This is a genomic window from Chitinophagaceae bacterium, assembly GCA_007695095.1.
GTDB lineage: Bacteria > Bacteroidota > Bacteroidia > Chitinophagales > REEL01 > REEL01.
On sequence record REEL01000092.1, the window covers coordinates 1 to 14,832 of the forward strand.

Consider the following 14,832-nt stretch of genomic DNA (forward strand, 5'->3'; position numbering starts at 1 on the left):
ATTGATCTCGATATCCTCAGGGGGATTGCCCTTTTTGGCATACTGGTGGTGAATCTCTATATTTTTTCTAATCCCCTGGCAATTTTAGCCGTGAATATATCACCGTGGACGGAATGGTATAATCAGTCGTATATTTTCTTTAGCCGGATATTCTTTGAAGGTAAGTTCATTACAATGTTTTCCTTTTTATTCGGACTTGGCTTTTACATTTTCACCGAACGCCTTAAAATTAAGGAATTACCGGTCAGGCGGGTTTTCTTTCGCAGGATGTTACTTTTGTTTTTGATTGGCCTAATGCATGCGGTGTTTTTCTGGCCGGGAGATATATTAGCTTCTTATGCAGTCTCAGGAATTTTCATCATGCTTTTTTTATACAGAAAAGATAAAACAATCAAGATTTGGATGGGGGTTATTTTAGGTGCTTTCCTACTATTTTTTACTTTGCTCATATTTTTTATAATGTGGGCAATGAGCATGCCCGAAGTAGCTGACAGTATAAAGGAGGGATTTGCGGAAGCAAACCAGGATTTTGTGGAAATGCTTGCACGTGGGTACGAAGTTTATTTAACTGGGACTTATGCTGAAATGATGACATACAGATGGGGAGAAGAAATTCCCTTTGCATGGACGGGCTTGTTTCTTGCACCTATGGGAATTCCATTCATTATTTCTATGTTCTTGCTTGGTTTTCTGATTGGCCGGAAAGGTTTGCTGCAAAACCCTAAATTATTGAGAACGTTGTTAATCCCTCATCGATGGAAACTACTTATAAGCGGACTCTTGCTCTCTGTTGTTTATGCATTAAGTTATCTTTATCGGGATCCTGTTCTTTTTGATTATTGGTTGCTGATTCAAATGTTTGCAATAATCCTTGGAGCGCCCTTGTTGATGTTGGCCTACAGCGGATTTATCCTAAAGTGCCTGGAAGACAATAAAGCTACCGCTTTCCTTCATCGGTTTGTGCCTGTCGGTCGCATGGCGCTTACAAATTATATCATGCAAACAATTATTTGTACCACTATATTTTACGGTTATGGGTTGGAATTGATTGGCCGCTTTGAACCGATTTTCATATTTCCACTTGCTGTAGTGATTTACCTATTCCAAATGTATCTGAGTGCATGGTATTTCAAACACTATAAAATGGGCCCGCTTGAAAGACTATGGCGCATGGGAACATATCTTAGCAGGGTTTAAAGATTTCAAAATGGAAACGTATATTTTTCGAAGACATTCAATACAATTACCTGATTTTTGCTTGCAGTTAGCTGTTAAAAAACCTTTTTTGTAATAGAAGTTTTGGAGCATTTCAAAACACAACTGAAATTTAGAGATTAATTTAAACAAATGAAAAAAATACTTATTATTTATGGTCACCCGGACAAAGAAAGCTATTGCTATGCACTTACAGAAGCTTATAAAAAAGGGGCAATAGCATCCGGAGCTGAAGTGAAAGAGATAAAAATAGCGGATTTGGAATTTAATCCCAATTTACAATTCGGATATAGAAAACGTACTGAACTTGAACCGGATTTGATTGAATCCCATGAAAAAATAAAATGGGCAGACCATTTAGTATGGATTTATCCGGTTTGGTGGGGAAGCTTGCCTGCCCTATTAAAAGGCTTTATTGACAGAGTTTTTCTTCCGGGTTTTGCTTTTCAAAAAAAGGAAAATTCATTATGGTGGGACAAGTTACTCAAAGGTAAAAGCGCGAGAATTATTTCTACACTTGACCAGCCTGCCTGGTATTATTGGTTAGTTTATCAAAAACCAAGCTATTTTGCAATGAAGAAATTAACCCTGGAGTTTTGCGGAATAAGTCCGGTAAAAGCAACAACAATAGGCCCCATTCGCTTGTCTAAAGAAACGTATCGAGAAAAATGGTTAGAAAGAGTCTATAAGCTGGGTTTTAAACAAAAATAAAATGGCAAATGAATACAGAATCAAAAAGTTTGACGGCGGAATGCATTATATTTTGCTCGACAAAAAGACGGTTTTAGCCTTAACAAAAGAAAATAATAAACGTGTGATTTGCAGATTGAATGACGAGATGGAACTTCATTGTGCAATAATTTCTAAAAAAGAAGGCGGTCACTTTATCAGCATTGGTTCAGCCACTTGCAAAAAGCTAAAAATTAAAGAAGGTTCAAAGGTAAAAGCTACTTTCACTGTAGATAATTCAAAATATCAGTTTGAAATGCCCGAAGAGCTAAAGGAAGTTTTAAATACAGACCCTGAAGCAGATAAAATATTTCATTCATTGACAAAAGGAAATCAACGTGGACTTATTTATTTGGTATTACAAGTAAAATCTAGCGATAAGAGAATTGAAAAAGCATTGAAAATTACGGAAAAAATCAAAATGGGAATTACATCTCCTAAATTGATTTTAAAGTATCCTCATTAATTCGTCTAATTTTTGAAAGATTTAGGTATATTAAAAGTAATTCAGTGATTAAAATTCAAGGTATTTACTTATTTTTAATTTGCTGTCCATGTAAAATTGTATTAACTAGTAAAACCGAACTTTTATTTGCTATTGGTAAATTATGAAACAGATTTTACATAAGATATTGAATAAAAAAACAAATATTTTTACAGGATTTTCTTATTTGTTTTATAATAGTAAAAGAAATTGGAGTCCACCTGTTGTTGATAACTTTGATGAAATAATTATTAATCATATCCAACCGAAAAATGAATTTACTTTTATACAAATAGGTTCTAATAATGGAATGTCAAATGATCCATTATATGATTACATAAAAAAGAATAAATGCAAAGGTGTACTCATAGAGCCGGTCAGCTATCTTTTTAAACAGTTGATAGCTAATTATAAAGGTGTTGAGGGTGTTTATTTTGAAAACATTGCTGTTTCAAATACAAATTCAGAAAAAGAATTTTATATCATAAAAGAAAGTGATGATGATAGCTTGCCAATTTGGTATAATCAAATTAGCTCATTCAAATTAGAAACAATATTGACACATAAAGACTATATCCCGAATATAGAACAACTCATAACTAAACAAATTACTCCAACTATAACGTTTCATTCCATAATTGAAAAATATAAATTTGATGAATTAGATATTTTAACAATTGATACGGAAGGATATGATTTTGAGATAATTAAAACCATTAATTTTAATGTAATTACCCCCTCTGTTTTAATATTTGAGAATAAACATTTGACAAAAAGTGATTATAAAAAATGTTTAAAAATAATGAAAAAACATTATCTGTCAATAAAAGAAAACCTAACCGGAGATACTATTTGCTATGATATAAGATAATGAATTGAGGTTTATTAATTTTAACTTCTCAAAATCTGAATAAGTCATTCGACTTAACAAGTATGAAAATTTAAACTTTTCAGAAATGATAAATTGATTTAGCTATCAAGCATTGAAATCAGATTAAGAAAAATATTCAAAGAATCTATTTAATTTGAACACCTTTACAGAATTTTAATCTAATATAACATTTTTCAATAGATAAAGAATCTCACCCTAAAAAACTTTAAAAAAATCCATCATATTATTGTATCTTTATAAGAACTGAAAAGTGCTCAATGAATTTGTGTATCGCGTATATTTAGATTGAGTTAGATAAACATGAGTTTTTTCCTAAAACAGATTCTAGTTTTTCTTTTCAAATAAATTTTAAGCCCGGGAATTCAGCTGATTGCAGTATTTATCTTATTTGTTTTACCTAAAGGATAGGCAGAGTATTTCTGCTTTTGATTTAAATTATACTTGAACACTCACAGGAATGAAAGAAAAGCTAACCGTATCATTTAATATCAATTTTTTAAAGGAAAGTGCCATTAGTTTGGCTAAAATCCATAAGGCTTCAGCTGCATCCAACAACTTGAAACCCATTAAACCCATCCTGGAAGAATCCAATCAGATACTCACAGATACTTACCGAACACTTTCCAAAATTGTAAAATCAGAAAAAGAGATTTCACCGGCTTCCGAATGGTTGATGGACAATTTTTATATTATTCAGGAACAAATCGTGCAAATTGGCATTGATTTTCCAAAGGCATATCAAAAAAATATACCAATACTGGCAATTGGCGAGCATAAAGGCTTTCCAAGAGTTTATGAGATTGTGCTCAATATGCTGACACATACTGATAATGTTTTAGACAATGAAGTACTTTTAGAATATATACGAAGTTATCAACAAGAGGAGACCTTGCAATTAGGTGAGCTTTGGGCTATCCCTATTATGATTCGCTTATTTCTCATTCAAATACTGGCCGAAAAGGCATCCCGTATTTTAGAACAAAAATATATCAAAAGTGAAGTAGAAAAATTTGTCAAAGAAATTGAAAAGGAAAATTTAGAGGAACCGGGTGCCTTTTCACACGCTATTTCAGGTTGGGCTAAAGTGCATTCAGAAAAATCAGGCCTGCTACATCTTTTAGAGTTGTTTAATCAACTCCAATCTGCGGGAATGCTTCATGAAGAGCAAAAACGCTGGTTTAACTATCACATAAACCAATATGAAACAACGCTGGAAGATGCCATGCGCCGGGAGGCACAAAAACAATCCAGGCTTCAGGTAAATATTCAAAATGCCGTAATTTCTTTACGGGAAATCACAGAAACGGAATGGTCGGATTTTGTGGAGGACTGTTCCGTTATAGACGATATTCTTAAACAAGATCCTTCCGGCCATTATTCAATGATGAGCTTTCACACAAGAGACAGCTACCGGAGAATTGTTGAAAAAGTAAGCAGACATTCAAAATTTTCAGAGACAGCGGTTTCCAATATCGCATTGGAATTGTCAAAAGAACAGTTTGTTAACGCAGCTGAAAATGCTGATAATTCTATATTTGACAAAAACAAAGTAAAACAGCATATTGGATATTTTCTCATTGGCGATGGATATACTGAATTAATCAAAAAAACCGGATATACGGCTCCGCTTAGAGAGCGAATTCACAGAGCTTTTGAATCACATTTTTCTTTGTATCTGATTACACTTTTCTTTTTTACTATTGGATTTCTTGGAGCATTATGGTTAGCTACCGGAGCAATCAGTTATTCTCTTACAGCTATGATTGCAGTAATTCTCATTGCATTTTTTCCGGCGCTCGATTTGTCCATTACGGTTGTAAACCGATTTTTTGCTTTTTTTCTACCCCCACGGGTTCTTCCCAAAATGGATTATAAAGATCGAATTCCTAAATATTCAAGGACACTTGTTGTAGTTCCGACTATGTTATCTTCCCCTGAGGATGCATTGCGTCAAATTGAAAATATAGAAATTCATTCTTTAGCAAATCCTGACCCCGGACTTCAATTTGCCATTCTCTCTGACTTTGGGGATGCAACTGAAAAACAGCTGGAAAGTGATGATGCAATCATCAAAACAGCTCAAAATTTAATTAAAGAACTAAACGAAAAATACTCATCCCGTTATGGAGACCGGTTTTTCATGCTGCATCGCGAGCGATTGTGGAATAAATCGGAAAATGCATGGATGGGCTGGGAAAGAAAGCGCGGGAAACTGGAGGAGCTGAATAACTTAATTTGTGATCCGACTTCAGAAACTTCTTATCGGTTTATTGCAGGTGATTTTTTAACTTCTGTCAGCACAGACCCTGTACAGTTTGTTATTACACTCGACGCTGATACAAAATTACCTCCCGGAGCAGCAAAAAAACTCATCAGTACAATCGCTCATCCACTGAACCGAGCCATTTATGATGATGATAAAAAAAGGATTACAAAAGGGTATTCAATTATTCAGCCGCGCATCTCATTTTCACCGGAATCAGCAAAAAAGACCTGGTTTTCAAAGATATTCTCCGGAAATGTAGGAATTGATCCTTATTCAGCAGCAGTATCAGATATTTATCAGGATCTTACCGGAGAGGCTATTTTTACCGGAAAAGGTATTTATGATGTAAGGGCTTTTCATTGCGTTTTATATAACCGCTTCCCTGAAAATAGAATTCTCTCTCATGATCTTATTGAAAGTACTTATCTGAGAGCCGGGCTTGCCACTGATATTGAATTATTTGACGATTATCCGAGCACTTATGTCAATTTTACAAAAAGAAATCATCGCTGGACAAGGGGAGATTGGCAAATTGCTTCCTGGCTTTTTCCAATTGTCCCGGGACAAAAAGGGAGTAATCGCAATCCGATAAACCTTTTATCAAAATGGAAAATTTTTGATAACCTACGCCGTTCGCTGAACTTCTTATTCCTGACGATTTTCTTTATTGCCGGATTATTCTGGATGCCCGGTTCCGGTTGGATTTGGGTATTGGCCGCTTTTGGAATACTGGCTTTCCCCACTTACGTCAGCCTTTCGAGTGATTTATTGAACAGGCCGGCCAGAGTTAGGTGGAAACTCCATATGGTGAAAGTGCGGGATAACCTGAAAATAAATACAGTTCAGGCGATTTCCACTGTCATTATTTTACCGCATCAGGCATTTATTCAACTGGATGCGGTCTGCAGAACCTTGTACCGCTTAATTATTTCAAAAAAGTGGTTGCTTGAATGGTCAACTGCATCTCAAACAGAGCAAATCAGCCCAAATTCATTAAGCGCTTATTTACGCATGATGTTACTACCGGTACTTTTGGGTGTGAGCATTTTCATTATTGCTATTGTAAAAGTACCTGTTTATCTGTGGATAGTTACGCCCTTTTTTCTGTTATGGTCAGGCTCTCCACTTTACGTGTGGTTTATCAGCCAACCCTTAAAAAAGCGTCCCGTAATCGTCTCAGCAGAAGATCGATTAAAATTGCGCATGTATGCCAGACGCACCTGGTTCTATTTTGAGCGATTTGTGAATGAGGAACATTTTTGGCTGCCACCCGACAATTACCAGGAAGACCCGCCATTGCCCACTGTAGAAAGAACATCCCCGACAAATATTGGATTGGCGCTAGTTTCCAATCAGACAGCTTATAATATGGGGTATATTACCATTGGGGTATTACTGGAACGACAACAAAGATCATTGAATGCAATTCTTTCACTCGATAAGTATCATGGTCACCTTTTTAATTGGTATGAAACGAGACTCGGACAAGTATTGAATCCAAAATATATCTCAACCGTAGATTCAGGAAACCTCGCTGCAAGTTTAATTGTCATCAAAGAAGCTGTTAAACAGGTGATGAGCACAAAAGGAATCAACAAAAAATTCATATCCGGCTTGCAGGATACACTCCTCACTATTAAAGACATTTTTAGTAAATACAACAATGAAGATGTGTTGCTTGAACCTTCTTTTAATCAGATTTATCATTTTACAAACTTAATGCTCAATAAACTCGATACTGCAGATAAACAAACCAATTTTGTAAATCTTGATCTATTGAAAGCTTTGAAAGAAGATGCCGTAAATCTGAGCGCTACCAGTCTTTTACCTTTAAGCAGCATTTTGGACGACCGCATGATGGAAAATCTACTTTTTTGGATAGAAAGTCCATTAAAGCATATTGAAAAAGCAATTGATGAATATAAATGCATGTCATTGCCGGATAATCTGGATATACATGACTACTCACCGGATGAATTAAGCGTTTTATTCAAAGATAACTACAGCGAACATACTTGTTATCAGCTGATAGAAAAATGGCAATCACAGGCTGATGAAATCGTTTTTCTTGCTGAAAAAATGATAGATGAAATGGATTTTTCTTTTCTCTATCAAAAAAAGAGAGGTTTGTTCAGTATTGGCTATAATCTGGATATCGCTCAGTATGATAAAAGTACTTATGACTTACTGGCCAGCGAAGCACGAATTGCCTCTTATATTGCTATTTCAAAAGGAGATGTGCCTGTTGAACACTGGTTCAGGCTGAGTAGAAGGCTAACCAGTATTAATCGGGAAGAAATTTTGCTTTCCTGGGGCGGCACCATGTTTGAGTATTTAATGCCCTTACTTTTCCTTAAATCCTATCCGGATACACTGATGAGTCACACTTATCAGAATGTAATTAACTGGCAAAAAAAGTACGGAGACAACCGGGGTCTTCCGTGGGGGTATTCTGAAAGTGCCTATTATTTTCTCAATATCGAATTGCACTATCAATATCGAACTTTTGGTGTACCGGGGCTTGGTTTAAAACGCGGTTTGGCTGACGAATATGTGGTAGCGCCCTATGCTTCTATGCTTGCGCTCATGGTGGAATCAAAAAATTCAATTCAAAACCTTTTAGAAATAGAAAAAGCGGGAGGTTTAGGCCTTTTAGGGTTTTATGATGCCATTGACTATACTCCATCACACCTGAATGCTGAGGTGCCTTTTAAAATTGTAAAAACTTATATGGTGCACCATCACGGGATGGGCTTAATAGCAATTGAAAACTTTTTAAATAACTGGTCAATTAGCACAAATTTTCATACAGACCCACGTGTTAAAAGTTGTGAGCTTTTATTACAGGAAAGAATTCCAAGGGGAGCACCTATCAAAGAACCGCATCCGATTGATGCCGAGCTGGAACCGGGAGAAAAATCTTCTACTCAGAATATTGCAGAACATTCCGGAATGAATGAACTCGATGCTAGTCCTCCAAGGTTACATACACTTTCAAATGGCAGCTTCTCTGCAATGATAACACATGCAGGCACGGGCTATTCCAATTCAAAAGGAATTGTGATAAATGCATGGAAACCTGATTCTACAATTGATCCGCTGGGCTTATTTTTTTATATTAAAGATATGGAAAGTAATAAGTATTGGTCTGCCATGCATCAACCGGTCAAGCGTAAACCTGACAGATACGACTCCTGGTTTCATAATGGTAAAGTTGTTTGCTCACGAGTAGATGAATGGATTGAAACTACAACAGAGATTTGCGTATCACCCGATCACCAGATTGAACTTAGAAAACTAACATTTACCAATTATTCTGACCGTAAACGCATACTGGAAGTTACCAGTTATGCTGAAGTGGTATTAAATACTTTAGCAGACCATAACTCTCACCCTGCATTTTCTAAGTTGTTTATAGAAACTGAATATCTTGAATCTCACAATTCCATTATTGCAAAACGCAGGTCACGAAGCAAAGAGGAAAAACCGATTTGGATGATTCATACATTTGCATTTAATCATCACAATGTAGCTGAACCACTTTATTTTGAAACTGAACGATCTAATTTTATTGGAAAAGGAAGGTCTTTGAGTAATCCTGAAGCGATGGATAATGGAAATAAACTTAAAGGATTTCAGGGTAATGTATCGGATCCAATAGTCAGCTTTAGAAAAAAAATTACGCTCAATCCGGGAGAAAAAATTAATCTTACTTTTGGACTTGGTTTTGCAGACTCGAGGGAAGCAGCTATACAAATGGCAGATATGTATGACAACCAACTAGCTGTCAACAGAGCATTTGACCTTGCATCTATTTATGGTTCCGTAGAGTTAAGCCATCTTGCTATTAAATCCGGTCAGGCGCACTACTTCCATAAACTGGCTTCTTACGTTTTTTATGCAGAATCAAATTATAGGTCAGAGGAGTACCACCTTCTTATCAATAATAAAAAACAGAAAGACTTGTGGGCATATGGCATATCTGGAGATTCTCCATTAGTCATTTTCCGGATTAATGAAACCAATCAACTAAAACAAGTGAAGCTTTTACTCAAGGCTCATACTTTTTGGCGTATGCGAGGCATTGAATCCGAGTTACTCATAATTAATGAGCATGCACCGGGCTATATTGATGAAATACAAGAGTCGATTCAGGTTGCAATAGAATCTTCACTGGAACGGGAAGTCCTGAATAAAAGAGGAGGTATTTTTCTATACAGGGCAGATAAAATCCAACCGGAAGACTTAACATTGTTATTCAGTGTGGCGCATGCTATATTCGATAAAAAACTTCCCGATTTATCAAAGCTTAATCAAAAAACGGAAACAAGCTCATGGTATGCAGGAGGGGAGAAAGCAGTTTATTCGCCTTTAATTGAAAAGGAGATTAATGTCGATGAAGAATGGAATGAAAAAAAGGATGAGTTGCAATTCTTTAATGGTTATGGTGGATTTTCAGCAGACGGCAGTGAGTATCATATTTTGATAAAAAGCGATCCTGAAACCGGTTTCCCGATACTTCCTCCCGTGCCCTGGATAAATGTAATTGCTAATGTGAAGTTTGGCTTTACCGTTTCAGAACGGGGAGCCGGATATACCTGGAGTGAAAACAGTAGGGAAAATAAACTTACATCATGGTCGAACGATCCGGTGACGGATAAGCATTCAGAAGCTTTTTATATTCGGGACGAAGAAAAAATGAAATATTGGTCTCCGGCGCCCGGGCCGGTAATAGGTTCAGGTTTTTATCATGTAACACACGGCTTTGGATTTACTCAATTTGAACACACTTCTAATAAACTGGAGCAAAAACTCATACAGTTTGTGCCGGAAAAAGAGGCTGTAAAAATCTCAAAACTCACTTTGAAAAATAATGGAAGTGAGCCTCAAAAACTTTCAGTGTTCAGATATATAGAAAGAGTATTGGGGGTTGAAAGAACCACCTCTTCGAGATTTGTCAATCAGGCAATATCTATTGATGGTAAGACTTTATATGCAAAAAATAATTACAATAATGAGTTTGCCGGAAGGATTGTTTTTTCTTCTGTTATAAACCCTATTGAAAATGCTGAATTTCGATATGCTACTGACCGAAAGGGTTTTATCGGAAGAAATCGCTCACTGAATAAGCCTCTTGCACTTGCTAATGAAAAATTACTTGATAATAAAGTGATAATTGGTGGGGACCCTTGTTCAGCTATGCAAACTATTTTTGAGTTAGCACCCGGCGAAAGTGTAACACTTATTTTTCTGGAAGGTGAGAGCAAAAACAAAAAAGAAGCAGAATTAATTATTCAAAAGTATGCTGACACTTCACAAGCCGATAGAGAATTAGATAATATCCGTACTTTTTGGAAAAAATCACTTTCAAAAATCAGGGTTTTCACACCCGATAAGTCACTTGATGTGATGGTAAACGGATGGTTGATGTATCAGAATTTATCAAGCCGGATGTGGGCACGTACCGCCTTTTATCAATCAGGAGGCGCCTATGGATTCCGTGATCAGTTGCAGGACGCTACAGCCGCATTATATGTAGACCCCAAGCTTTGCCGAAATCAGATTTTGCTGCATGCTGCCAAGCAATTTAAAGAAGGGGATGTGCTCCATTGGTGGCATCCGCCAACCGGAAGAGGAATACGTTCGAAAATTACTGACGACCGTCTCTGGCTTCCTTATGTAGTTGAATTTTATTTGCAATCTACCGGAGATGAATCTATCCTGCATGAAAATGTGACTTATATCTCCTCGAGAAAACTCGAGCCATTTGAACATGAAGCATACCTTCACCCAATTACTCTGCAGGATAAAGGGACAATTTACGAACACTGCTGCAAGGCCATTGATATTTCTCTGAAATTCGGCAAACACGGCTTACCCCTGATTGGTGGCGGAGACTGGAATGATGGTATGAATCGTGTAGGGGAAAATGGAAAGGGTGAAAGTGTCTGGCTCGGCTTTTTTATTTACTCAATCCTGATTCGCTTTGAAAAAGTTTGTCGCATAATGAATGATGAATCCATGGCAGATGAATATCTGTCGGTTGCAGCAGAACTGAAACAAAGCTTGAATAAAAAAGGTTGGGACGGGAAATGGTATTTAAGAGCTTTTTATGATGATGGAACTCCGCTCGGCTCTTCAGAAAATGATGAATGTAGAATTGATGCCATTTCTCAGGCTTGGTCTGTTTTTTCGGGAGTTGCTTCTGAGGAGAGAAGTATACAGGTATTGAGTGCTGTGGAAGAACATCTTGTTTCTGAAAAAGATAAGGTTATTCGTTTACTGACTCCACCTTTTGATAAAACAGAAAAAGACCCGGGCTACATCAAAGGGTACATTCCGGGTGTAAGAGAAAACGGAGGGCAATATACACATGCGGCTTTGTGGACTGTAAAAGCATTTGCAGAAACGGGCATGGGCGAAAAAGCTGTCCAATATCTGAATATGGTCAATCCTGTCAACCATGCCCTTGACCAGGCATCTGCCGACCAATACAAAGTGGAGCCATTTGTGGTATCCGCAGATGTTTACGGTGAAAAGCCCCTTACCGGACAGGGCGGCTGGAGTTGGTACACAGGTTCTGCCGGATGGATGTACAGAGTGGCATTGGAGTCAGTACTCGGTTTACGACTGAATGGGGATTCTATACTTTTGAAACCTTCAATCTCAGAAAGCTGGCCGGGTTACAGCATTGACCTGGTTTTAGATGATGATACAACCACCTATCACATTCAGATTGACAATCCGGATGGGCTGCAGTCTGGCCTGCTTGAAGGTACTGTTGATGGGGAAAATGTACAATTCAAAGATTCTACTGCGATGATTCCTGTTAAAAAAGATCAACTGAAGCATGAGGTTTTGTTGAGGATTGTGAAGGGGGTGTAAAGGTGAAACGGATGGAAGCTGGAAGTTGGAAAAAAGACCCAAATTCAAAGATTCCAAATTTCAAGTCCCAAGGGAATATATTGAAATTTAGTTACTATTCAGGAGCACCTTTTTTCTCGCAATTTTTTTTCACGCAAAGCCACTATGCCCGCAAATTGTCAAGAACGCAGAGGTAAAAAATCATAAATGATTTTTTCATTGCGAGCTTTGGGTATTTAATTTTCCCACAAAGACACTAAGTCCACAAAGTATTCTATACTGATTCAATAGTAATACTGTTTTGAATTTTTGAAATTAAAAATGGAATTTTGACAAACCTTGCGTTCTTTGCGGCTACTTTGCGTGAAAAATTTCAACTGCTGAGTAGTAATGAAAATTGATGATGTTAAATTAAAATGTCAAATGTACTAAAAGCTCAAAGCTTGTCATACAGAATATAGCAATATACCAAAACAATGAAACAATGAAACAATTGAGCAATAGAACATTGGAACTAACCAATTTATCAGGATAGTAACAAAGTAAACATCTTTTACACTTTCGCCTTTTCCAACATACGGTTTAGTTCGTCAGAAAAGCTAAATGACATGGTATTAAAATGCATTCTATCCAAAAATGGCAGGCTTTCAAATTGTGCTTTCCATTTGAGCAGCACTTGTATTTTTTCCTCCTCATTCATTGCATTTTGGTATTTGCGCATACCTGCTTTCATGTAATCATAGGAGTCAGAAGTGATAGTATGTTTTTTCATTATTCTTTCCAATGACAATTGTAAACTATTGAGCAATCTGTAATTGCCAAACTTAAAATGTATCCATATCTCAACAACCTTCATACCTACAATTTTATACTGCATATCATTATCTTCACATGCTTTGATGAGTTTCTTCAGCCAATCAACTGTTTGATCAAAATCATCAATTTTTGCATACATGAAAACAGTATAAAGCATGAATGTCGTTTTACCTGAGAAGTAAAACTTGGCTTCATTCTTTAAATATTCATTAATCAATTCATCTTTTTCTGCTGCTTCCCCGGTAACTGCCATTTTCAGCATTCTGGTGTGTAAATAAACCACATAATTCATGTATGAGTCGCCGGCGGCCAGTTTGAGTTCATTCAAAATATAGTCAGACTCCCTGAGAAACATCTCTTTTCTATTGAAATTATTGAGTGCAGACAAAATGCTCTGCCAATATTTAATTTTATACTTATCGTGAAAATGCACATCAGGATAAGCTTTAAGCACATCCAATGCTTCATAATTTACGGCTAACAAATTTTCAATTTTTGCTAGCATCAGATTGTATATAGACAAGCAGCGGTATCTCGTTAATTTAACATACAAACTTTCATCTTCAGCAGGATGCTTAATCAAGTCATTGCTGATTAATTCCAGGGCTTTAGATTCATTTGGAGGATTTTCTATAATTGTATAGTGCGTAAGATGTAATTTGGATAAACCATACATTATCCGGTCAATTTCAACATGCTTATGCAAGTTTTTAAGATAGACATCATATTCATCAAAGATCTTTGGCGAAATCGTATAAAGTTGACTTTGAATATTATGCTCATGTTTATAAATAACAGGCAAGTAACAGTTAAAAGCTTTTTCTAAAACAAATGCTTTTAGTTGTTCCAACTGCTTTGCAGCCATTTCCAACAGGCCTCTGCTGATGAGGGTTGAAATATGGCCAAGTTGTTTTAAAACTCCCTGTTCGTCTTTTTCTTTTTCATACTTAATGATACTGTCCAGGAGTTCAGACTTCAGGTAGGACTTGAGTTTATACAGCGGTTGTTTACAACCCTTTTTAACCAGGGCGGTTTTTAATTTTTCAATATCATAAAGGGATTTATTGGCAATCAGGTCAAACAGTAAATAGTAAAAAGACTCTTTTCTGGCATAATTGGTGAAAAACTTTTTTTCACCTGCACTCATCGTTTCTATGATGACATACAAATCGTCCTGCTTAATATCCATTATTGAATTTTCGACCAATATACAGAAAGTAAAGGAATAAAAAATGACTTTTTTTGTGTGGGGTAAAAACATATACTTTTATTCAAAATGATCAATCCTTACAATTCGTAGCATTATTTCAAAAAAGACACCCTCTGACGCATGCATCAGGATGTGACAAGATAGTGTAAGTACCTTTTTTTTAGAAAAAAAGGGTTAACAAAAAAATCGCGGCTGAATTCCTCCCTGACCCGCTAAGCTTTCACTGGCTAAAAACTTTAAACTCCTTGCGTCGAACAGTAAAATTTTTCACGCAAGATTCAAGCAGCGGGTACCCCAAGTCCGGAATAAAGGCCGCATTACCTTCTGCTGAGTGTCTTGATTATGGTTTTACTGCG

Annotated in this window: 6 protein-coding genes; 5 read left to right on the top strand and 1 reads right to left on the bottom strand. The window is 36.5% G+C overall.

The genetic code is table 11. The features are described 5' to 3' along the window. The 5 genes from EA412_05360 to EA412_05380 all read left to right on the top strand — a co-directional run. Nucleotides 1-1,197, top strand: a 1,197-nt coding sequence (locus EA412_05360; GenBank protein ID TVR79979.1) for a DUF418 domain-containing protein, incomplete at its 5' end; no start/stop codon positions are given. A 150-nt stretch (nucleotides 1,198-1,347) separates the two neighbouring features. Further along, the gene (locus EA412_05365) at nucleotides 1,348-1,926 is read left to right on the top strand and encodes a flavodoxin family protein (GenBank protein TVR79980.1); all 579 of its coding nucleotides are present in this window, start codon (nucleotides 1,348-1,350) and stop codon (nucleotides 1,924-1,926) included. A 1-nt stretch (nucleotide 1,927) separates the two neighbouring features. Further along, nucleotides 1,928-2,410 carry a DUF1905 domain-containing protein gene (locus EA412_05370; GenBank protein TVR79981.1) on the top strand — a complete coding sequence of 161 codons (483 nt, stop codon included), beginning with the start codon at nucleotides 1,928-1,930 and terminating at the stop codon, nucleotides 2,408-2,410. A 142-nt stretch (nucleotides 2,411-2,552) separates the two neighbouring features. Further along, nucleotides 2,553-3,299, top strand: a complete 747-nt coding sequence (locus EA412_05375) for an FkbM family methyltransferase (GenBank protein ID TVR79982.1) — start codon at nucleotides 2,553-2,555, stop codon at nucleotides 3,297-3,299. A gap of 478 nt (nucleotides 3,300-3,777) precedes the next feature. Continuing rightward, nucleotides 3,778-12,471, top strand: a complete 8,694-nt coding sequence (locus EA412_05380) for a glycosyltransferase 36 (protein ID TVR79983.1) — start codon at nucleotides 3,778-3,780, stop codon at nucleotides 12,469-12,471. Between the two features lie 532 nt (nucleotides 12,472-13,003). Here EA412_05380 and EA412_05385 read toward each other — a convergent pair. Then, a complete protein-coding gene (locus tag EA412_05385; protein TVR79984.1) occupies nucleotides 13,004-14,413 on the bottom strand; it encodes a hypothetical protein in 1,410 nt (469 codons plus the stop codon). Nucleotides 14,414-14,832 lie beyond the last annotated feature (419 nt).

Excerpts from the sequence above, each read along its gene's own strand:
- EA412_05370 (TVR79981.1), top strand. The coding sequence starts at position 1,928 with ATGGCAAATGAATACAGAATCAAAAAGTTTGACGGCGGAATGCATTAT.
- EA412_05380 (TVR79983.1), top strand. The coding sequence starts at position 3,778 with ATGAAAGAAAAGCTAACCGTATCATTTAATATCAATTTTTTAAAGGAA.
- EA412_05385 (TVR79984.1), bottom strand. The coding sequence starts at position 14,413 with ATGAGTGCAGGTGAAAAAAAGTTTTTCACCAATTATGCCAGAAAAGAG.
- EA412_05375 (TVR79982.1), top strand. The coding sequence starts at position 2,553 with ATGAAACAGATTTTACATAAGATATTGAATAAAAAAACAAATATTTTT.
- EA412_05365 (TVR79980.1), top strand. The coding sequence starts at position 1,348 with ATGAAAAAAATACTTATTATTTATGGTCACCCGGACAAAGAAAGCTAT.